The sequence below is a fragment of the Polaromonas sp. P1_G1 genome (assembly GCF_056405595.1).
In genome coordinates this window covers 1-21,178 of sequence record NZ_JBFUBU010000051.1, presented here as the reverse complement: position 1 = coordinate 21,178, position 21,178 = coordinate 1, and the positions used below count along the sequence as shown (strand labels likewise).

Annotated in this window: 20 protein-coding genes and 1 pseudogene; 6 read left to right on the top strand and 15 right to left on the bottom strand. The window is 64.8% G+C overall.

Annotation, left to right across the window (positions count from 1 at the left end):
* Positions 1-2 precede the first annotated feature (2 nt).
* The 3 genes from AC1D1Y_RS21915 to AC1D1Y_RS21905 all read left to right on the top strand — a co-directional run bounded on the left by AC1D1Y_RS21915 (position 3) and on the right by AC1D1Y_RS21905 (position 1,555).
* The gene (locus AC1D1Y_RS21915) at positions 3-449 is read left to right on the top strand and encodes a hypothetical protein (protein ID WP_477684199.1); all 447 of its coding nucleotides are present in this window, start codon (positions 3-5) and stop codon (positions 447-449) included.
* Positions 430-945 (top strand): hypothetical protein, encoded by a 516-nt coding sequence (locus AC1D1Y_RS21910; protein ID WP_477684198.1) that lies wholly within the window; start codon positions 430-432, stop codon positions 943-945. Before AC1D1Y_RS21915 ends, AC1D1Y_RS21910 begins: the two co-directional genes overlap by 20 nt.
* Positions 946-1,066: 121 nt before the next feature.
* Positions 1,067-1,555 (top strand): hypothetical protein, encoded by a 489-nt coding sequence (locus tag AC1D1Y_RS21905; RefSeq protein ID WP_477684197.1) that lies wholly within the window; start codon positions 1,067-1,069, stop codon positions 1,553-1,555.
* On the opposite strand, the gene flgL is transcribed toward AC1D1Y_RS21905, so the two are convergent.
* From flgL to flgB, 14 genes and pseudogenes are all read right to left on the bottom strand, one after another.
* On the bottom strand, positions 1,542-2,759 hold the full coding sequence (gene flgL / locus AC1D1Y_RS21900; protein WP_477684196.1) for a flagellar hook-associated protein FlgL: 1,218 nt from the start codon (positions 2,757-2,759) through the stop codon (positions 1,542-1,544). The genes AC1D1Y_RS21905 and flgL overlap by 14 nt on opposite strands.
* 69 nt (positions 2,760-2,828) lie before the next feature.
* Entirely contained in the window at positions 2,829-4,820 is a 1,992-nt protein-coding gene (gene flgK, locus AC1D1Y_RS21895; protein WP_477684195.1) for a flagellar hook-associated protein FlgK, read from the bottom strand.
* A 343-nt stretch (positions 4,821-5,163) separates the two neighbouring features.
* A pseudogene (locus tag AC1D1Y_RS21890) lies at positions 5,164-5,385 on the bottom strand (methyl-accepting chemotaxis protein); the annotation flags it as partial.
* A gap of 246 nt (positions 5,386-5,631) precedes the next feature.
* Positions 5,632-7,350, bottom strand: coding sequence for a methyl-accepting chemotaxis protein (locus AC1D1Y_RS21885; protein ID WP_477684194.1), 1,719 nt, complete (start codon positions 7,348-7,350; stop codon positions 5,632-5,634).
* Between the two features lie 174 nt (positions 7,351-7,524).
* Entirely contained in the window at positions 7,525-9,198 is a 1,674-nt protein-coding gene (locus AC1D1Y_RS21880) for a methyl-accepting chemotaxis protein (protein ID WP_477684193.1), read from the bottom strand.
* Between the two features lie 59 nt (positions 9,199-9,257).
* Positions 9,258-10,223 carry a flagellar assembly peptidoglycan hydrolase FlgJ gene (flgJ, locus tag AC1D1Y_RS21875; protein ID WP_477684192.1) on the bottom strand — a complete coding sequence of 322 codons (966 nt, stop codon included), beginning with the start codon at positions 10,221-10,223 and terminating at the stop codon, positions 9,258-9,260.
* 5 nt (positions 10,224-10,228) lie between these two features.
* Positions 10,229-11,362, bottom strand: a complete 1,134-nt coding sequence (locus tag AC1D1Y_RS21870; protein WP_477684191.1) for a flagellar basal body P-ring protein FlgI — start codon at positions 11,360-11,362, stop codon at positions 10,229-10,231.
* Positions 11,363-11,375: 13 nt separating this feature from the next.
* Positions 11,376-12,068 (bottom strand): flagellar basal body L-ring protein FlgH, encoded by a 693-nt coding sequence (locus AC1D1Y_RS21865; protein WP_477684190.1) that lies wholly within the window; start codon positions 12,066-12,068, stop codon positions 11,376-11,378.
* Positions 12,068-12,850: a flagellar basal-body rod protein FlgG gene (gene flgG, locus AC1D1Y_RS21860; RefSeq protein WP_436157631.1), complete on the bottom strand. Its 783-nt coding sequence runs from the start codon at positions 12,848-12,850 to the stop codon at positions 12,068-12,070. Before flgG ends, AC1D1Y_RS21865 begins: the two co-directional genes overlap by 1 nt.
* Before the next feature lie 65 nt (positions 12,851-12,915).
* Complete coding sequence (locus tag AC1D1Y_RS21855) at positions 12,916-13,659, bottom strand: flagellar basal body rod protein FlgF (RefSeq protein WP_477684189.1); 744 nt, start codon at positions 13,657-13,659, stop codon at positions 12,916-12,918.
* Between the two features lie 41 nt (positions 13,660-13,700).
* The gene (gene flgE, locus AC1D1Y_RS21850) at positions 13,701-14,987 is read right to left on the bottom strand and encodes a flagellar hook protein FlgE (protein ID WP_477684188.1); all 1,287 of its coding nucleotides are present in this window, start codon (positions 14,985-14,987) and stop codon (positions 13,701-13,703) included.
* Positions 14,988-15,083: 96 nt separating this feature from the next.
* Complete coding sequence (locus AC1D1Y_RS21845; protein WP_477684187.1) at positions 15,084-15,749, bottom strand: flagellar hook assembly protein FlgD; 666 nt, start codon at positions 15,747-15,749, stop codon at positions 15,084-15,086.
* Positions 15,750-15,786: 37 nt separating this feature from the next.
* Entirely contained in the window at positions 15,787-16,203 is a 417-nt protein-coding gene (flgC, locus tag AC1D1Y_RS21840; protein WP_477684186.1) for a flagellar basal body rod protein FlgC, read from the bottom strand.
* A 42-nt stretch (positions 16,204-16,245) separates the two neighbouring features.
* A complete protein-coding gene (gene flgB, locus AC1D1Y_RS21835; RefSeq protein ID WP_477684185.1) occupies positions 16,246-16,650 on the bottom strand; it encodes a flagellar basal body rod protein FlgB in 405 nt (134 codons plus the stop codon).
* A gap of 289 nt (positions 16,651-16,939) precedes the next feature.
* On the opposite strand from flgB, the gene flgA reads away from it, so the two are divergent.
* From flgA to AC1D1Y_RS21820, 3 genes are all read left to right on the top strand, one after another.
* Positions 16,940-17,662, top strand: coding sequence for a flagellar basal body P-ring formation chaperone FlgA (gene flgA, locus AC1D1Y_RS21830; RefSeq protein WP_477684184.1), 723 nt, complete (start codon positions 16,940-16,942; stop codon positions 17,660-17,662).
* Positions 17,663-17,746: 84 nt separating this feature from the next.
* Positions 17,747-18,031: a flagellar biosynthesis anti-sigma factor FlgM gene (gene flgM / locus AC1D1Y_RS21825; protein WP_477684183.1), complete on the top strand. Its 285-nt coding sequence runs from the start codon at positions 17,747-17,749 to the stop codon at positions 18,029-18,031.
* Positions 18,028-18,483 carry a flagella synthesis protein FlgN gene (locus AC1D1Y_RS21820; RefSeq protein WP_436157639.1) on the top strand — a complete coding sequence of 152 codons (456 nt, stop codon included), beginning with the start codon at positions 18,028-18,030 and terminating at the stop codon, positions 18,481-18,483. Before flgM ends, AC1D1Y_RS21820 begins: the two co-directional genes overlap by 4 nt.
* Positions 18,484-18,965: 482 nt before the next feature.
* Here AC1D1Y_RS21820 and AC1D1Y_RS21815 read toward each other — a convergent pair whose 3' ends face one another.
* On the bottom strand, positions 18,966-20,819 hold the full coding sequence (locus AC1D1Y_RS21815) for a multicopper oxidase domain-containing protein (RefSeq protein WP_477684182.1): 1,854 nt from the start codon (positions 20,817-20,819) through the stop codon (positions 18,966-18,968).
* Positions 20,820-21,178 lie beyond the last annotated feature (359 nt).

Below are 21,178 nucleotides of genomic sequence, written 5' to 3'. Positions count from 1 at the left end.
ACGTGAGCGCGAAGTCCACTTGCGGCAAAGCCGTACCGTTTCGATTTCTGGCCGCTATGCTCTACATGGCATCACTTCTGATGACGCCTTACCGGACCTTGGACCCGAACCTGCAGATGGGAGGATTCGAAATTTTGATCTTCGGTTGGGGTGGTTTGCCAAACACGTTAGCCTGGTTAGCGAATCCTCTACTCATCGTTTCCCTGATCGTCATGCCCAAGCGGCCAACTCTCGCAATCATCGCCAGCATATCGGCATTGCTACTGTCCATGGATTTCAGAGATGTCCAATCTCTCGGATGGGACTCCTCACGGGATGTCGAGGCTGGGCAAGTTATCTCAATTGGCGTTGGAGCATACGTCTGGCTGGCAAGCGTTGGCTTTACACTTCTCGCCTCAATAGCCAGCGCCATTGGTCGGAGAACTCGTCATGCCAACACTTCCAGTTAGCCGCACCGGATCATTCAAGCCGCTGGCCTTCATGTGCCTGGCCTTGTTGCTGACCCCCAACATCGTGACGGTCGCACGCCTGCATCTGCTTTCTCGATTCGACCTCACGGTGACCTTGACGCGTTTTCTTGACTTCGGTACATCGCCCGAGATGATGGTTGCGGGCTTGCTGGCCGTAACGATAGGCATGGCGGTCTGTCTGGTCATCGCCGCACTGAGCGGGAAAAGGCCAACGCTGGCCGACAGGATCGCCATTGGGCTCTCCCAGGCGCTCGCATTTTTCCTGGCGACTGCTGCCTTGCTTCACAACCCGCAAGAGGAATTTTGCAAAACCGACCCCATCGGCTCGGCACTTGCGAAAGCTTTTGAACTTGAAAGCTGCAAGCTGACCCCTGATTTCTGGATGCAGGCCGGTATCGGCGGCTTGGTGGCGGCAGTTTTTTTGGTACTGGTTCTGCGAATAGGCCGTGCGGCTATCAAGGCTGTTTCCAGTTGACCTGGAAGCGCACCATGAGTGAAACTTCCCTGGGCAGAGCCGAACGGCAAGGGATGACGCCCCATTGGGCTTGAGGTGCGATAACTTTTAGAGATGGCGTGATACCAAAAGGAGGGGCAGCATGAAATTTGAATTTCTTCGAAGCCTGATTTCCTCCGTCAACATTGCCCTTGTACTCCTGCTGTTTGCGCATGCCGCACCATCAATCGCGAAGCCCAACGAGAAGGTCGCGGGCAATCCGGCGGCTGATGCCTCTCCCAAACCCGTTTGCATCTTTTCCGAAACCGCCCAGCAAAAAGCGCGAAAGCTTGTGGAACGCACCAACGAGTTCAAAACCGTTCAACGCGAGGCAAAACAGGCGACGCCGGAGGGTTACGTCGCCTACATAAACGGCCCCGCCATCGATCGACCGGAGTTATGGAAAGGCAGATGCCACCAGAGCGTGACGGTCTATGTCGACAGGCTGAACCGTTTTGAACGCCGATTCACCATGTTGGTAGACCTGGGAACAGGCAAGCTGTTTCTGGAAGACATCAATGGCGAGTACCAGGCACTGAAGAAGTCCGCGCCTGGCCGGGCCAAACCGGCCGGCCGCCCTACAAATAGTTAAACAAAGCAATCTGCTGAATCCGCACAAAAGTCTGCTGGCTGGCCTGCAGCGCCGTCTGGCGCTGGTAGAACTCGGCGATCGCGCTCGCGTAATCCAGGTCCTGCAGGTCTGAGAGGTAGCTTTTGTCGTAGAGGGCGCGGCTGTCGCCGGTGTCGCCCAGGGCGTCGAGTTCCTGCAGGCGGGTGCCGACCGAGGCGCGCACCGTGATCACGTTGTCGTGGGCGTTGGTGATTTTGCGGTTGGCGGTGCTCAGGGCGTTCAGCAGTTTGGACTGTGCGCCTGGGCCGGCGCCGTCGACCGGGGAGCGTAAAGCGGTGATCGCGGCGCTGATGGTGGCGAAGACGTCGGTGCCGGCGTTTTTGGCGGTGGAGGCATGGAAGCTGTCGCCGGCCGCGGGGGCACCGGTGATGCTGAGCTGCAGGCCGCCGAACTGGATGGGCGTGCCCGCGGTGAAGGCGGTGGTGGGCACGATGGACACCGGCGGCACGGTGTTGGTGTCGACCTGGTAGGTGGTCGGCGTGGTGAAGGTGATGACGAAGTCTTTGCCGTAATTGGCATCGGCGATGTTGGTCACCGAGGTCGCGCCGAACACGCCGCTGCCGGTGTTGTTGGCCTGGGCGACGCTGACATATCCTGCCCCGCCCTGCACGCTCTGGAAAATGCTGCGGCCGTCGTCGCTGCCGGGCATCTGGCGCGACACGTCGACCTGCATCAGGCGCTGGCCCTGGTCGCCGGCGTAGAGGATGCTGCCGTCGGGCTGCTTCACAAAGGGCGGGCTGCCGCTCTTGAAGCCGGCGAACAGGAACTGGCCGTTGCCGTCGTCGGTGTTGGCCAGGCCCTGCAGCTGGTCGAAAGCGCTTTGCAGCGTGGTGGCCAGGGTGCCGCGGTCGGCGTCGGTCATGGTGCCGTTGCCGGCCTCGACCAGCAGGCTTTTGATGTTCTGCAGCACGGTGGTCACGCTTTGCAAGGAATTCTCTTCCAGCGAGAGCATCTGCTCGGCCTGCTTGCGGCTGGTGGCGTATTGCGAATTCAGCGCGATGGACTGCGAGACCGCCAGCGCACGCGTGGCGCCCAGCGGGTCGTCCGAAGGCGCGAGGATTTTGGTCATGGCGCCGATTTGCTGCTGCACACGCAGCAGGCTGCTTTGCTGCGAGCCCATGGCGGTCTGGCTTTGTTCGTAAAAAGACTGGGTGCTGATACGCATCATGAACTCCTGGTGGCGCTTGTAGTGCCTGCGGCTGCTGTGTGTGCTTGTTTTTGAGTAAGTGAGCGCTTAGTGGCTGATGCCCAGCACCGCGTCAAACATGGTTGAAGCCGTCTGTATGACCTTGGCGTTGGCCTGGTACATCTGCTGGAACATCAGCAGGTTGGCGGTTTCCTCGTCCTGGTTGACGCCCGAGACCGACTGCTGGGCGCCGCGTATCTGCGTGGCAAGGCTGGTCTGCGCGGTGCCGGCGATCTGGATCTGCCTGGCCTTGTTGCCGACGCTGCTGACCAGCTGGGCATAGGAATCGTTGAAGCTGGCCGTTCCGTTGCCCATGGTCTTCTTGTTCTGCAGCGCGCCCAGCAGCAGCGCATTGCCGCCGTCGGAGATGCCGCCGGTGTTCTTGTCCACGGTGAAGCTGTCGCCGTTGGAAGGCGTGCCGCTGATGGTCAGGCTGACGCCGTTGAAGCTGATGGTCGCACCCGGCGTGTAGTTGACGGAGGCGCCCGGCACATAAGGGCTCGCCGGGTCGGGTGTGCCGTCGGCGCGCGTCACGGTGACGGTGGCGCCCGCCGGGAAACCCGACAGCTGGTTGGTGGTGCCGTCGTAAGTGAGCGTCACCTTCGCGGCCAGCGGCGTGCCGGGGTAGGCCGCGTCGACCTTGCCGGCGCTGATCTTGCCGCTGCCCTGGTTGGCGGCCGTGTTGCCGGTCACGATGGGCGAGGCGGCCGCGATTTTGGCCGGGTCGGTCACCAGCACGTTGAGGTCGCGCGCGCCGCTGCGTGTCGGCTGGATCAAAAAGGAATCACCGGGCGAGCCCGCGCCGCTGCCCAGCGTGAGCGTGACGCCGTCAAAGGTCGTGGTGTTCGCGGGCGCGGCGCCCGGGAAGCCCGCGGTCATGGGGATGACCTGGTTGTCCGAGAGGCGGGTCAGCGTGTAGCTGGGGCCGGCGCCCACGTCCAGGCGGTAGTCGCTGGTGGTCAGCTGGTTGCTGTCCGAGAACGAAGGCGTCATCACCAGGTTGCCGGTGTTGCGGCTGTTCGCCACCAGGCTGGGGCTGGCCTGCGAGAAAAAGTTGCCGCCCAGCGCGCCGTTCAGGTCGATGCCGAGCTTGTGCTGGGCGTTGAAGGCGTCCGACAGGGCAATCGCCATGCGGCCCAGCGCGTTCTGCGCGGGCGCCAGGGTTTCGTTGCGGAACTGCAGCAGGCCGCCCAGCATGCCGGCGCTGCTGAGCATGCTGTCGGGCAGCTCGACAGCGCGGCCGGCCGCGTTCACCGCCGCGACGGCGATGCGGCTGGGGTTGGCGGCGGAACGCACGGCCTCGAGTTTTGTGGCGCTGTCGCCCAGCACCAGGGTCTGCCCGTTGCCGATGGTGATGTTGTACTGGCCGCCGTCCTGCACCACCAGCTTGGTGCCGACCAGCAGGCCCAGCTGGTTGACCAGCAGGTCGCGCTGGTCCAGCAAGTCGTTGGGGGCCTGGCCGCCCGAAGCATTGCTGAACATCGCCACCTGCTTGTTGAGGCTGGCGATCTGCTCGGCATAGGTGTTGATCTGCGCCACGGTGCCGGAGATCTGGTCGTTGGTGGTGCTGTTCAGGCCGGTCAGGTACTGGTCCATCGAACGGAACTGGTTGGCCGTGGCCTGCGCGGAGCTGATCAGCTGCTGGCGCGCGGCGGGGTCGGCCGGCGTGTTGGCCACGGCCTGGATGTTGGTGAACAGCGACTGCAGCTGGGGCGCGAGGCCGGCCTTCTGGTTGGCCAGCAGGTTGTCGATCTGGCTGATCTGCGTGTAGTAGGTCGTCAGCGACTGGTTCAGCGACTGCGCCTGGTTGAGCTGCGAGGCCAGGTAGGCGTCATAGCTGCGCGTCACGTCGGCCACCTTGGCGCCGCTGCCGAAGAAGCCGACGCTGGCACGGTAGGTGCCGCCGGCCGAAGCGATCTGCGCCGACTGCCGGCTGTAGCCCGGCGTGTTGACATTGGCGGTGTTGTGGCCGGTGGTCACCAGCGCGGCCTGGGCCGCGTTGAGGCCGCTGAGCCCGGTGTAGAACATGTTATTGGACATAAGTCGGGTCTTTCACGGCGGCGGGTTGCGCCTGGGGAATGCGGGTAACGCCCACAGGCTGTCTATATATAGAGGGATAACGGCCTGGCCTGGGGAAACTTGAGGGTGAACCAGGCACATCGCAATTTTTGAGAAGAGTCAGCGGACCGGCTGTTTGGATCAAGAGCTGCTCACAAAACCCAGCGAAGCGGTCCTGGCTAGGCGCGCCGCCGCAGACAGTACACCAGTACGGCAAGGCGGCGCAACAACGCCAGGAGGGTTTTTGAGCGGCTCAGTCTCACGCGGTCAGCGAACGTTGCCACCTTTTGGCACGTTCCTCGAACTCGCGCAGGCGTTCTTCGTCGCCTTGCCCGGCCTTGTAGACCGAGTCGCCTATCAGGCCCTTGATCTCCTTGACCGCCGCCGCGCTGCGCTGGGCCAGGTGTTTGACTTCGGTTGCCACCGCGGCAAAACCACGGCCCTGCTCGCCGGCACGCGCCGCTTCGGCAGCGGCGCTGTGGGCCAGGCTGCGCGTGCGCAGCGCGATGCCGTCGATCACGCCAATGATGTCGGCGATCTTTTCAGCGGGCAGGGGGTCCGGCCTGGCGGCCGCCACACCGGGGTAGCCCAGCGTGAGAGGCAATTTTTCAACAGTCGATACCGGATGGCTGGTGGTCGCGTGCATGCGCACTCCTTGGAAATCAATGGTGTTGTTTGATGCAAGGCCGTGCCCGCGGCACGCCTCGCCCCTGCTTATCGGCCGGCTTCGGCAAAAACTTGAGCACTTGTTCACGCCTGGCCGGAAATTTTTAAACTGCGTCTCCCTCGATGCTTAAAAGGTCTCCCAGCTGCCGCCGGCCGCACCGGCCGCCAGCGGGGGTGCGATGGCCTGGCGGGCCTGGGGCGGCTGCCTCGGTGTTGCCACCGGGCGGACCGGGTTGGCAGGCCGACGCGGCGCGTGCACCTGCCCATCGCTTTCTTCGAGCTTGAACACGCTGACCGCTTCCGACAGGCCGCTGGCCTGCTCTTGCAATGACGATGCCGCCGCAGCTGCTTCTTCCACCAGGGCTGCGTTCTGCTGCGTGACCTGGTCCATCTGCGTGATCGCCTGGTTGATCTGCTCGATACCGGAGGTCTGTTCCTGGCTCGCAGCAGTGATCTCGGCCATGATGTCGGTCACACGTTTGACGCTGTCGACGATCTCGTCCATGGTCTTGCCGGCCTCGGCGACCTGCTTGCTGCCCTCTTCGACCTTGTCGACCGAGTCGCCGATGAGCGTCTTGATTTCCTTGGCAGCGGCTGCGCTGCGCTGGGCCAGGTTGCGCACTTCAGCGGCCACTACCGCAAAGCCTCGGCCTTGCTCACCGGCACGCGCGGCTTCCACTGCCGCATTGAGCGCCAGGATATTGGTCTGGAAAGCAATCCCGTCGATCACACCGATGATGTCGACAATCTTGCGCGAGGAAGCATTGATCGCGCCCATGGTACCGACCACTTCGGCGACCACACTGCCGCCCTTGACGGCCACACTGGACGCCGACACCGCCAGTTGATTCGCCTGGCGCGCATTGTCGGCATTCTGTTTGACGGTGCCCGTGAGCTCTTCCATCGAAGCGGCCGTTTCTTCCAGCGAACTCGCCTGCTGTTCGGTACGCGACGACAGGTCATGGTTCCCCGCCGCGATCTCGCTGCTGGCCGTGGCGATGGTGCCGCTGGCCTGGCGGATCTGGCTGATGACGCGCGCCAGTTCCTGCTGCATCTTGTGGATGGCATACAGCAGGCTGCGGCTGTCGCCCTTGCGCAGTTCCACCTGCACCGTCAGGTCACCCTCGGCCACGCGGTCCACGATGGTCGCGGCATAAGCCGGCTCGCCGCCAATCTGCAGGCCCAGCATGCGCGCCATGGCCACGCCCAGGCCCACACTGGCCGCGATGCCGCCCAGCACCAGCACCATCATGGCCAGGCGGGAGCTTTTGTAGGTGGTGGTGACGTTTTCCATGCTGCCCCTGGCCAGCTGGTCGCTGTGTCCCACCAGCTTCTGCATCACCTCTTCCAGCGCGCGGGATTCCTTGACCAGGCTGGCGCTGTCGTCGGCCACGCGGCCGTCGTACTGCGAGGAGTCCATGGACTGCTTGAGCACCAGCGCCACAAACTCGGTCATCTGCTGCTTGAGATGCGGCATCTTGCTTTCGTACTGCTGGTACAGCGACAGGCCCTTCTCATCGCCTTCGAGCAGGGGCTTGACATCAGCCATACGCGCCTCAATGCCCTCCAGGGCTGACGCGATGTCTTTTTTGCCGGTGTTGCGCTCGCCGATGGACGAGGCGGCCTGCAGCGTCATCTGCGCGCGGCTGGCGTAGAGCAGGTGGATGTTGGCCTCCTGCACGCCCTTGAGCACCTGCACCTCGCGGCCGTAAAGGCTCTCGGTGGCGGCGCTGATGCGGCCCATGTGGAAAATGCCCAGCCCACCGATGGCGGCGCCTATGGCCGCCACGATGAGGAAACTGCCGACCAGCTTGGTCATGACACGAAGTTGATGAAACCACTGCATATTTTTATTCCTTGTAGGGCCCCAGATGCGGGCGTTGAACTCAGTTAATTCACTTTCACCGGGAGCCGATCACAAAGCCCAGCGAAGCGGTCCTGGCTAGGCGCGCCGCCGCAGACAGTGCTACAGCACGGCAAGGCGGCGCAACAACGCCAGGAGGGCTTTTTGATTGGCTCCCTAAAGCGTCTCCCAGTCGTCGCCTGCCATGGCGAGCTCCTTTGTTTTCATTGCGGGTTTACGGCCGATGGCCTGCCGGGCCGGCGGCGGTTGCCTCAGCGGAGCGGTGGGCCGCTGCAGGGCAAAGTCATCCTCGAGCTTGAACACGCTGACCGCGTCCGACAGGCCGGCGGCCTGCTCCTGCAAGGAAGAGGCTGCCGCAGCCGCCTCCTCGACCAGCGCCGCGTTCTGCTGCGTGACCTGGTCCATCTGCGTGATCGCCTGGTTGATCTGCTCGATCCCGGAAGTCTGTTCCTGGCTGGCCGCGGTGATCTCGGCCATGATGTCGGTCACGCGTTTAACGCTGTCGACGATCTCGTCCATGGTCTTGCCGGCTTCTGCAACCTGTTTGCTGCCCTCTTCGACCTTGTCGACCGAGTCGCCGATCAGGGTCTTGATTTCCTTGGCCGCTGCCGCACTGCGCTGTGCGAGGTTGCGCACTTCAGCCGCCACCACCGCAAAGCCCCTGCCCTGCTCGCCGGCACGAGCCGCTTCCACTGCAGCATTGAGCGCCAGGATATTGGTCTGGAAAGCGATCCCATCGATCACGCTGATGATGTCGACGATCTTTTTGGAGGACGCATTGATCGCGCCCATGGTGTCGACCACCCCCGCGACCACACCGCCGCCCTTGACGGCAATGCTGGAGGCCGAGGCCGCGAGCTGGTTGGCCTGCCTCGCGTTGTCGGCGTTCTGCTTGACGGTGGAGGTGATCTGCTCCATCGAGGCCGCCGTCTCCTGGAGCGAGCTGGCCTGCTGTTCGGTGCGTGAGGACAGGTCGTGGTTGCCGGCCGCGATCTGGCTGCTGGCCGTCGCGATGGTGTCGGTGCCGCTGCGAACATTGCCGACGATGCCGACCAGGTTGTCGTTCATGTTCTTGAGGGCCTGCATCAGCTGGCCGGTCTCGTCCTGGCTGCTCACCACGATGCGGCTGGTCAGGTCGCCGGCGGCCACGGTCTCCGCGACCTTGAGGGCGCGGCCCAGCGGCCGGATGATGCCCAGCGTGAGCCACCAGGACAGCAGGCCGCCCAGCGCCAGGGCGGCGGCGGCCATGGCGCCCAGGCTGAGCCGGCTCGAGCGGTAGAGCAGATCAATGGCGCTCACCGTCTTGTCGATATTGGCTTTCTGGAAAGACAGCATGGCCTTGATGCTGGCGTCATAGGCTTCCAGCGCCGGCACGAGTTTGTTGTCGACCAGCTCCAGCGCCTGCGCGGCCTGGCCGTCGGCCTTGAGCTTGAGCGCCGCGGCGCGTATGCCGATATAGGCACTGCGTTTGGCCAGGCTGTCTTCGTAGAGCTTTTTTTCCTCGGGCGTGTCCAGCATGGCCAGCAGCTTTCCCGAGGTCTCGGTGATCGCCAGGCTGGTTTTGCTGATGCCCTTCTGGAAATATTCCTGGTCGTACGGGTCGCTGGTCTTGACCAGCGCGAAGGTGCGCACGCTGTTGGTGCTGGTCGCCACCAGCCAGTCAGCCGCCAGCCTTTCCTTGACCAGCGCGCGGCTCGCCATGTCGCTGGTGGCGTGGCCCACGCCCTGCAGGCGCCAGATGCCCAATGCCGCGATGGCGGTGAGGAACAGCAGCACCAGGGCGAAGCCCAGGCCTAAACGTGTTCCGATCTTGAAATTGCGGATGATCATGGATGTCTCTGTGTGGGGGGCTTGTTTGTTTAGGGGGCTGCGTGTGCTTTCCGCCGGTGTCAGGTGTTCATCTGCCGCATGATGCGCACCAGTTTTCCGCCGTACTCGGGATCGGTCGCGTACCCGGCGCGCTGCAGGCCGTGGGCGGCCTCGGCCGGGTCGCGCGTCGCGACCACGCCGGAATAACGCGGGTTGTTCGAGAGGAATTTCGCGTAGTCGGCGAAGGCTTCGTCATAAGAGCCATAGGCGCGGAAGGCGGCGCGCGTCTTCTGCGGCGCGCCGTTGACAAATTCGGTGGTGGCGGTTTCGGCCACCGGGCCTTTCCAGCTACGGTCGGCCTTGATGCCGAAGACATTGAAGCTGCTGCTGCCGTCTTCCATGCGGATTTCGCGCTTTCCCCAGCCGGACTCCAGCGCCGCCTGCGCCATGATCAGCTGCGCCGGCACGCCGCTGGCCTCGCTGGCACGCTGCGCGGCCGGCAGCAGGCGCGAGACAAAGGCCTCGACATGCGCCTGCGGCAAGGCGCTGCGGCTCAGCGTCGCCTGCGCGGTGGCCTCTTCATACACCGAAAGATCCACACGGCCGGCGGCGGGCGCATAGGCCTGGGGCATGGCGCGTGATTTGGGTGCCGCTGCGCCGGCCTCACCGGGGCGCACGGGCATCAAAGGCATGGGCAGGCCGCCGGTTTGCGGTGAGCTGTCGCCACTCGTCATGCGGCTCAGCTGCGCGTACATCGCATCGGCCAGGCCCAGGCCGCGGCCCGAGAGGTTTTGCGCAAGCTGCTGGTCCAGCATGGAGGTGTACATTTTTTCGGACTGGCTGCTGAACAGGCCGTCCGAAGGCGTAGCCTCGCGCATGCTTTTGAGCACCATGTTCATGAACATGACCTCGAACTGCTTGGAGGCCTGCTTCATGCCCTCCTGCGGGGAACTGCGCGCCGTGCGCCTGAGCTCGTCGACGCCCTGGATGTCCAGCGACAGGCGCTGGTCGAGGACACCGGTTCCGGCGATGGAGGTGTTGCTCATGGTGCCTAGATAATTTCAAGTTCGGCGCGCAGCGCGCCCACGGCCTTCATGGCCTGCAGGATGGACACCAGGTCCTGCGGATTCGCGCCCAGGGCGTTGAGGCCCTTGATCACGTCGGCCAGCGACGCGCCGCCCTTGACGACCTGCAGCGCGCCGCCACCCTGGCTCAGCTCGATCTGCGAACGCTGGGTGGCGACCGTGTTGCCGCCCGAGAAAGGGCCGGGCTGGCTGATCACCGGTTCGGTGTTGATCACCACCGACAGGCTGCCGTGCGCCACCGCGCAGTCGTTGATGCGCACCGTCTGGTTCATCACCACCGAGCCGGTGCGCGCGTTGATCACCACCTTGGCCACGGCCTGCGAGGGGTTGACGTCAAGGTCCTCGATGCGGGCCAGGAAACCGACGCGCTCTTCGGGCCGGGCCGGCGCGCTGACCTGGATCACGCGGGCGTCCAGTGCCTGCGCGGTGCCGGGGCCGAAGCTGCGGTTGATCGCGTCCACGGCTTTCTGTGCAGTGCCGAAATCGGTCTTGTTGAGTTCAATCATCAGCGTGCCGTCGCCGCCCAGCGGCGATTCCACCGCGCGCTCGACGATCGCGCCGGCCGGGATGCGGCCCGAACTGAGCTGGTTGACCTTGACCTGGCTGCCGCTGGCCGAGGCGCCCGCGCCGCCGACCACCATATTGCCCTGGGCCAGCGCATAGACCTGGCCGTCCGCGCCCTTGAGCGGCGTCATTAAGAGGGTGCCGCCGCGCAGGCTCTTGGCATTGCCCAGCGAGGACACGGTGATGTCTATGGCCTGGCCGGGCCGCGCGAAAGGCGGCAGCACGGCCGTCACCATCACGGCGGCCACGTTCTTGAGCTGCATATTGGTGCCGGGCGGCACCGTCACGCCGAGCTGGCCCAGCATGTTGTTGAGGCTCTGCGTGGTAAACGGCGTCTGCATGGTCTGGTCGCCGCTGCCGTCCAGGCCCACCATGAGGCCGTAGCCTATCAGCGGGTTGTCGCGCACGCCCTGGATGCTGGCGAGGTCCTTGATGCGTTCGGCTTGTGCAGGTGCCATGGCCAGGGCCGGCAGCAGCAGGCACAGCTTCAGGGCCAACGGTCCCAGGGATGAAAATTTCGGTGTGGTGCGCATCATGGTCGAAACGGGTTCAGAACGGCAAGACGTTGAGGAAGACGCGCTGCAGCCAGCCCATGGTCTGCGCTTCGTCGATGTAGCCCTTGGCGCTGTACTCGATGCGCGCGTCGGCCACCTGGCTGGAAGGCACGGCGTTGTTGGCGCCCACGGTGCGCGGGTTGACCACGCCCGAGAAGCGTATGTATTCCGTGCCTTGGTTGATCAGCATCTGCTTTTCGCCGCTGACCAGCAGGTTGCCGTTGGCCAGCACTTCCACCACCGTGACCGTGATCACGCCGTTGAAAGTGTTCCTGGAATTGGCGCCGCCCTTGGCGCTCATGACGTTCTTGCCGCTCGCGTCGGCGTTCTGGTCGCTGGAGATCAGGCCGCTGATCAGCTTGGGGACCACGCCCAGGATGGACGTCGCGCTGCCGGTGCGGCTGGCGTCGGCGGCCGAGTTCTTGCTGGCATTGATGTTCTCGCTGACCACAATGGTCAGGATGTCGCCGACGTAGCGCGGGCGCCGGTCTTCAAACAAGGCCTGCGTGCCGAAGCCGGTGCGGTAGATCGAGCCGTTGGCGGGCCCGGCCTGGCGCGGCTGCGCCTCGGCGCGCGCCGTCATGGGCTGCTGCACGATGGGCTCGCGCGGCACCTGGGCGCAGCCGCCCAGCAGCAGCCCGACGGCGGCCAGCGCAGGGCCGCAGGCGTTCGCAATCGGGCCACGCATCACAGCTGCGCCAGGCGCGCGAGCATCTGGTCGGAGGTCTGCACTGCTTTGCTGTTGATCTCGTAGGCGCGCTGGGTCTGGATCATGTTGACCAGTTCTTCCACCACGTTCACGTTCGACGACTCGACATAACCCTGGTTCAGCACGCCGGCGCCGTTCTGGCCGGGCGCGGTCTGGTTAGCGCCGCCCGAGGCGTCGGTTTCGACATAAAGGTTCTCGCCCTTGCTTTCCAGGCCGGCCGGGTTCATGAAGGTGGCGAGCTGGATCTGGCCGATCTGCACGTTGGCGCTGCTGCCGCCTTGCGTGATCGAGACCGTGCCGTCGCGGCCAATGGTCATGCCGGTGGTGTCCTGCGGCAGCGTGATGGCCGGCTGCAGCGGGTAGCCGTTGGCCGTCACGAGCTGGCCGTTCTGGTCGGGCTGGAAGGAGCCGTCGCGCGTGTAGGCATTGGTGCCGTCCGGCATCAGCACCTGGAAGAAACCGCCGCCGTTGATGGAGACGTCGCGCGGGTTGTCGGTCTTGGTCGGGTTGCCCTGGGTGTGGATGCGCTCGGTCGCGACCACGCGCGCGCCGGTGCCGATCTGCAGGCCAGACGGCATGCGCGTCTGGTCCGAAGTCTGGCCGCCGCTCTGGCGCAGGTTCTGGTACAGCAGGTCTTCAAACACCGCGCGGCTGCGCTTGAAACCCGTGGTGCCCACGTTGGCCAGGTTGTTGGACACGACGTCGAGCTGGGTCTGCTGCGCATCCAGGCCGGTCTTGGCGATCCAGAGGGAACGAATCATGGGAAAACTCCTGCGGAGGTAAAGGGGTCAATTGGGGGTGGTCAATGGCCGGGGCAAATGCCGTATCAGCTGCTGGACAGCAGCTTGTTGGCCTGCTGGTCGTTGCCCTCGGCGGTCTGCAGGGTCTTCATCTGCATCTCGAAGCGCCGCGCGTTGGAAATCATCTGCACCATGGCCTCGACAGGGTTGATGTTGCTGCCCTCGAGCGCGCCGGTCTGCAGGCGCACGTCGGGGTCGGCCTGCGGCGCCGGCCGGCCCGGCTGCATGCGGAACAGGCCGTCGTCGCCGCGCACCAGGTCGGCGGCGGCCGGGTTGACCAGCTTCAGGCGGCCGACTTCGGCGGCGCCCACGGCCGGGTCGCCCGCGCCTATGGCCGTGAGCACGCCGTCGCCGCCCACCACCAGTGAGGAGCCGGGCGGCACCACCAGCGGGCCGGCGTCACCCATCAGCGGGCGCCCGCCCTGCGTGCTGACCTGGCCTTCGGCGCCTACCTGCAGGCTGCCCAGGCGCGTGTAGGCTTCGCCGCCGTCGGGCAGCTGCACCGTGAGCCAGCCGTCGCCGCGCACCGCGACGTCCAGCGGGCGGCCGGTCTGCATCAGCGGGCCGGCGCTCATGTCGGCGCCCGGTGTGGTCGCCACCACCATGGAGCGGGTGCCCATTTCCTCGCCGACGACCGGCACCGCGCGAAAGCTGTTGATCTGCGCGCGAAAGCCGGGCGTGGACACGTTGGCCATGTTGTGCGCCACCGAGGCCTGCTGCTCCAGCGCCTGCTTGGCGCCGGCCAGGCCGATGTAAATCATCCGGTCCATGCTGTCCTTCGTTTTTTTTTTGAATATGCCTTGCTAAGGCATCAGCGCATGTTCACCAGGGTCTGCATGACCTGGTCCTGCGTCTTCACCGTCTGCGCGTTGGCCTGGTAGGTGCGCTGCGCGATGATCAGGTTCACGAGCTCGGCGGTCAGGTCCACGTTGGAGGCCTCGACCGCGCCGGACGCCAGCGCGCCCAGCTTGGTGCCGCTGCCGGGCGAGCCGGTCAGGGGCTGTCCCGATTCGGCGGTCTCGGCCCAGACGTTGTCGCCCTTGGGCTGCAGGCCGTTGGGATTCACGAAGGACGAGAGCACGACCTGGCCCAGGGTCTGGGTCTGCTCGTTGGAGTACTTGCCGGTGATGGTGCCGTCCTCATTGATCGCGAAGGCCGTCAGCTGGCCGGAGGTGAAGCCGTCCTGCGTGAGTTTTTTCGGGTCGTTGACGTTGCCGAACTGGGTCGACTTGGTCAGGTCCATGGTGAAGCTCATCGCGTTGGAGCCGTTGGCGAAATTGAGGCCGGCGAAATTGATCTTGCCGCCCACCAGCGTCGTCGGCGCGCCGGCGACCAGGTTGCCGTTGCCGTCGAAGCTCAGGGTGCCGGTGGCCAGCGGCGCGCTGTTGGCGACCACGGGCGGGCCGGCCGGCGTGGGCGCGGCGATCATGGCGCCCGCCGCGTTGAGCGGGTAGCCGTCGGCCGTGGCGTAGACGCTCCAGGCGTTGGGGCCGGTCTTCACGAAGAAGGTCGCCACCTCATGGGAGTTGCCCAGCGAGTCGTAGACCTTGACCGGGTTGGAATAGCTGTAGGTGGACGAGTTGTTGGCGTCGAAAGGCGTGGCGACGGGAACCGTGCTGCGCGAATCGAGGTTGTACTGCGACACGATGCTTTGTGTGGCCTTGGGCGCCATGGCCGCGGTGGGCAGCTGCAGCGGGCCCGGTGTTCCGCCGGCCACCGTGCCGTTGGCCGAGAGCTGGTAGCCGGTCAGGCGCAGGCCGCCCGCGTTGACGATAAAACCGTCGGCGTCCTGGTCGAACTGGCCGTTGCGCGAATACATGATCTCCCCGCTGGGGCTGGCCATGCGGAAGAAGCCGTCACCGTTAACGATGGCGACGTCCAGCCCGCGCGTGCTGCTTTGCACCGCGCCCGCGCTGAAGTTCTGCACCACGGCCGCGACCCGCGTGCCCAGGCCGACGCGGGAGCCCGCATAGACGTCGGAGAACAGCGTGTTGCCCGACTTGAAACCCACCGTGCCGGAGTTGGCGATGTTGTTGCCGATGACGTCGAGATTGCTGGCGGAGGCGTTCAGGCCACTCACCCCTTGTGCGAAACCCATGGTGTTTCCTTTTTGTTCGGTTGATTGCGTTGCTTGCGGTTGAAGGGATTGGGCGGCTGCCCTCGAATCGGTTTCCGGGTATGCAGGATCAAAAAATCAGAGCACCTGGCGGACTTCGTCCAGCCCGGCCTTGCGGCCCGCGCCCAGGTCCAGCGAGGCGCCGCCGTAAACCTGCGCGACGCTCGCGACCTTGGCGTAGGTCAGCGCCAGGGACTGCACGTCTTCCTTGCCGGCCTTGGCCGTCACGCTGAGGGTGTAGGCGCCGTCGGGCGCGGCGGCGCCGGTGCCGGTCTTGCCGTCCCAGTCGACCATCTTCACGCCGGGCGGCAGCGCGCCCAAGTCGAAAGTGCGCACGGTCTCGCCGGCCGCGTTCTTCACGCTGACCGTCACCGCATCGGCGGCGCCGGCCAGGTCGATGCCGAACTTCTCCGGGACGCCGTCCTTGAGCGCCACGTCCTTGCCCGGCACCAGCACGGTGCGGCCAATCAGCGCGGCCGACTGCAGCACCTGGCTGGAGCCGCTCTGCGCCAGCAGCGACTGCACCGCGCCGTTGAGTTTTTCGATGCCGCTGACGGTGCTCATCTGCGCGAGCTGCGAGGTCAGCTGGGCGTTGTCCAGCGGGTTCAGCGGGTCCTGGTTGTTCAGCTGCGTGACCAGCAGCTTGAGGAAGCGCTGCTCGCTGTCTGCGGCGGAGCCCTGCTGGGACACCATGGAACCCAACTTGCTGGCTGCGTCGGATGCGGCGGGGGCGTTCACGGCCATCAATCTTCTCCTGTGTGTGGAATAAGGGGCGCGGCGTTTACTGGCCGACGGTCAGGGTCTTGAGCATCAGCGTCTTGGCGGTGTTGAGCACCTCGACATTGGCCTGGTAGGAACGCGAGGCCGAGATCATGTTGACCATCTCCTCCACCGGGTTCACGTTGGGCATGGAAACATAACCTTCCGCATTGGCGGCAGGGTTCTTCGGGTCGTGCACCATACGAAAGGGGGACTGGTCTTCGATCACGCGCGAGACGCGCACGCCGCCTATCGCATCGCCCGGCACGGGCGCGGTCTCGAACACCACCTGGCGCGCCCGGTAGGGCTGGCCGTCGGGGCCGGCGACGCTGTCGGCATTGGCCATGTTGCTTGCCGCCACGTTCATGCGCTGGGACTGCGCCGTCATGGCGGAACCGGCGATCGCGAAGATGCCGCTGGAGCTGTTGAAATCCGCCATGGCTTTGACCTTTTTCTTGTGTGTGGGTGAGAGGGGGGCGGCTTACTGGGCCGCCGCCAGCAGCGACTTGATCTTGGCGCCCAGCAGCGTGAGGTTGGCTTCGTAGCGCATGGCGTTGTCGGCGAAGTTGACACGCTCCATGTCCATCTCCACCGTGTTGCCGTCTATGCTGGATTGGGCGGGCGTGCGGTACAGCAACTCACCCTCGCCGGAGGCATGCGCCTCGCCGGCCAGGTGGCGCGCCGAAGTGGTGGCCATCGTCATCGACATGGACTGGCGGCCGCGCTCCACCGCCTCCGTAAGGCGGCTGCTGAAGTCGAAGTCGCGCGCCTTGTAGTTGGGCGTGTCCGCGTTCGCGATGTTGGCCGACAGCACTTCCTGCCGCCGCGCCCTGAGGCTCAGCGCCTCCTGGTGGAAGCGCAGCGCCGAATCCAGTTTGTCCATCATGTCCGTTTCTCCGTCGTTGCGGCGCACGCATCAAGCGCGGTGCCGCCTTTGAGCAAAATTGTAGGAAGGCCCCGCTTTCGCAATCTGCGGAACAGACGGCGTTTCATCGCCCAATTCAGAGCTTCCGGCGTATCGCAGAGGCATGCATTCCAAGTTACGCATTGCACTCCCGATGGGTGTTTTTCAATCGCATGAACAACAGGTGGATTGCCGCGCACTTCAAGCCTTGGGCAGCGCTGCCGATTCCTAGAATCAAGGCAAGCCATTCAAAGACCTCACCAAGATGCCCGTGCCCACCACACTGCCGACACGGTTCGCGACCTGCCTCGCCCTGGTGCTCGCAAGCCTTGCCGCATTCAGCCTGCCGGCGCAGGCCGTGGGTCCGCACCCCGCGCCCCTGGCCGGCGACGCGCGCCCCGTGATCGAGAACTTTTTGCAGCAGCAGGCCGCGGGCCTGCCGGGCCGCGTGGTGATCACCATAGACACGCCGATATCCGGCGCGCTACCGCCCTGCGATGTGCTCGAGCCCTTTCTGCCCGGCGGCGCGCGGCTCTGGGGCCGGGTGTCGGTCGGCGTGCGCTGCAGTGCGGGCCAGCCCTGGACACGTTATGTGCCGGCCTACATCGCCGTGCACGGCAACTATTACGTGGCGGCCAGGCCCCTCAGCGCGGGACAAGTGCTCACGCCGGCCGACGCCGCCGTGCGTGAAGGCGACCTCACGGCCTTGCCGCGCGGCGTGGTCGTGGATGTGGCCCAGTTCGACGGCGTCACGGCCCTGAACAGCATCGCCTCGGGCGCGCCGCTGCGGCGCGAATCGCTGCGCGCCGCCATCGCGGTGCAACAGGGCCAGAACGTGCGCCTGCGCGCGCGCGGCGCCGGTTTTACCGTCAGCACCGAAGGCAAGGCCATGGCCAGCGCGGCGGTCGGGGCGCTCGTCCAGGTCAAGACGGCCGGCGGCCAGCTGGTCAGCGGCATCGCTCTGGCCGACGGCACGGTGGAACGGGTGCACTGAATTTCCGCTGTTTTTTTCAAATGAACCCTAAAGTTTTCATCCAGGTGGCCGTTAAAACGCTTAGATCCCCCTGAGGAACACCCCATGAACATCCAGAAAACCTTCACATTCCTCAAGAATGTGGCCGACAGCGTCGCTCCCGCCTCCACCCGTGAAAGCCGGTCCGCCCCGGAAACGCAGGCCTCGGCTGCCCTGGCGCGCCCGGCCGCGCCGGCGCCGCAACTGTCCACCCATTCGGACTTCGACGCCGCCCGCGTGGCGCGGATCCGCGAGGAAATCAGCGCCGGCCGCTACCAGGTCAACACCGGCAAAATCGCCGACGGCCTGCTGGCCACCGTGCGCGACCTGCTGGCTGAAGATAAAAAATGAGCGGCGCGCTGCTCAACCTGCTGCACCGGGAGCATGCCGCGACAGGCCTGTTCCTTGAACTGCTGGTGCAGGAAGCCCAGGCCATGACCGAAGGCGCGTTCGCCGAACTGCCCGGGCTGGCCGAGCGCAAGTCCCACCTGGCCGACCAGATCACCCTGATAGGCCGTCGCCGCGAGGCGCAGCAGCTGGCCCTGGGTTACGGCCCCGGGCGCAGCGGCGCCGATGCCGCGGCGGCCGCCGGCGATGCCGCGCTCAAAAGCGCCTGGCAGCAGGTGCTGGCGCGCGCGGCCGAAGCCCATGCACTGAACCACCGCAATGGCGTGATGGTCCACACCCACCTGGACTTCACGCGCCAGACCCTGAATTTCCTCAAGGCCGGCGGCCAGCCGCTGTATGGGCCGGATGGTACGCACCAGTCGGGTGGTGGCGGCAACCGGCTCGCGGTCGGCTGAACCGCTCTTGCCCTATGCCCTTTGCATGGGCTTGCTGGCCGGGGGTAGCCCGGCGGCTACTCACTTTTCTTTTGCTTCGCCAAAAGAAAAGTAAGCAAAAGAAAAGGCGACCCTGGTTGCTGCGTCCCTCCGCTTCGCTACGGGCAACCTGCGGTGCTCGGTTCAGGCGGGGTCTCGCTAAACTCGCTTCGCTCAAACAACGCGATCCCTGGCTGGGCCGAGGAGCGCAGAGACAAGCGGATCAGGGCCGGCGTTGTCTGAGCGAAGCGAGTTTAGCCGGACCCCGCTTGGCTCGAGCACCGCAGGTTGCCCGTAGCGAAGCGTAGGGACCCAGACTGCGGGTCGCCTTTTCTTTGGTGACTTTCTTTTGGCGAAGCAAAAGAAAGTTACTTGCTGCCGGCAACCCCGGCCAGCCATCCTCAGCAAAGAGAACAGAGGAGAGGGAGCGCGCAGCCGGCGCAAGACCCGGCCTTATCTCCAGCTCAACTCACCTCCAGAATCATGGTCAACCCACCACCTCCCTGGTGCTCGACATTGTTGTTGGTGTTGTGGTGCGGAATATGGCAATGCACCAGCCACTTGCCGGGTTTGCGGGCTTTCCAGATCACGTCGTAACGCTGGCCGGGTCCCACATTGACCGTGTCGGCCTCAAAACGCGCCGCTTCGGCCAGCACATAGCCGTCGCGGGCCACCACGGTGAACGGCCCGCCGTGCACATGCATGGGGTGCACAAAATTGTTGTGGGTTCCGATGAAGCGCAGCTTGATGGTTTCCCCCACCCGCATCTTGATGGTCTCGGTCTCGGGATAGGCCTTGCCGTTGATGGTGAAGTAGTTGGGCATGGCGCCCTCCATCAGCATGGCCGGGTAGGTCAGCCCTTCGCGCTTGAGCCACTCCTGCAGCTGGATGACATATTCCTTGTCGGCCGGCTGCTCTTTGGCAGGATCTTTGGGGTCGATGATCAGCGCGCCGTACAAGCCCAGGGCCTGCTGGCGGTCCGCGTGGTCGTGGGTGTGATAGAAAAATGTCCCCGCCTGCTCGGTCGTGAACTCATAGGTGTAGCTGCCGCCGGGGGGTATCGGCTGCTGCGTGATCTTGGCCGGCCCGTCCATATTGTTGGGAACGATCAGGCCATGCCAATGCACGGTGGTGGATTCCGGGAGCCGGTTGCGCACCTTGATGCGAACCCTGTCCCCTTCGGTGACGCGCAGCCGCGGCCCCGGCACCTGGCCGTTGAAGGCATAAGCTTGCACCTTCACCTCGGGCAGGATGTTCCAGCCCGCCACGCCGGTTTCAAGCTCGAAGACTTTCACGCCGTCTTCCAGCTTCGGCTCGAGCGGAACATCGCCACGCGCCAGGGCTTCGGCTTGGCGCGTGACCAGGCGCGGGTGGACAGCGGCCATGTCCCGCATGGCTTCGCCGGGTGTGTCCCAGCCCATGATCATGCCGGGCGGCATGATGGCACCGCCCACATCCCGCGCAGACAAGCTCATGTTCACAAAAAGCGCAGGCACGGCCATGCCGCCCAGCAGCATCAGCACCGTGCTCATGCAGACCGCCGCCAGCTGGGGCCGGGTGACATCGGGGTGCATGGCATGGCCGTGGCCGTGCTGCGCTTCATGGCCCGCATGCGCCTGGGGGGACCCGGACGCATGCCCATCCCTTCCGGCATCGCGCCGGGTCATCAGGCCGTGCTTCATCTTCCGGGACACCATCCAGACGTTGACCGGGTAAGCGATCGCAAAACCGGCGATCACGCCCAGCGACATGACGCCCCAGAAAATCAGCTCGGCCGGGTCCATGGCGCGCATGTCCCGGCCCATCATCAGCAGCGACATGACGGGCGCCATGCCGGCCATCATCGCGTTCATGCTGATGAACTCGGGCATGAAGGACTTCTTCACGTTCTCCAGGTAAGTGCCGCCCATCATGTTCTTCATGAACAGCGACTGGAAAATAAACAGGCCGAAGGCGAAGCCCGCCAGGTATTCCACGATCAGGTCCAGCCACATCGGCAAGCCCAGCGTGGCGGTGATCACCGCCGCCAGGATGATACCGGTCGCATCGCCCGCGACGCAATGGATGGTGGAGCCCACACCCTGCTTCCACAAGGGTTTGATGAAGTCTTCATGCTCACCGGGACGCGGCTCCTTGTCGGCCATGACATACAGCAGCAAGCCGACGGGGCCCATGTAGAGCGTGACCAGGATGAAGCCCCATTTCATCACCACCGGTTCGGGATTGTGCTGGAACTGGTCCCAGGCTACGTAGGCGGTCGAGCCCAGGGCCAGGGCGAACCAGACGATCAGCAGGTAGTCGATGGGTTGAGCAATCATGGGGTCCAGCGTCCTTCTCAATCACTGCGGTGCGCGAAAGATATTTCTTCGCCGCCATGCGGTTGACTATGGGCCTTATCCCTGTGGGAAGGTCAAGCGGACCGAGCCGCTGGTTCTGTAAAAGTTGCAACGGTGATTTGCCGCGGTCACTCTTGCGCCCTCCCCCGCTGGGTGGGGTGGAAGCAGTGACCTGTGGCTTTTGCTGAGTGTTGCTGGCCGGGGGTAGCCCGGCGGCTACTCACTTTTCTTTTGCTTCGCCAAAAGAAAAGTAAGCAAAAGAAAAGGCGACCCTGGTTGCTGCGTYCCTTCGCTTCGCTACGGGCAACCTGCGGTGCTCGGTCCAGACGGGGTCTCGCTAA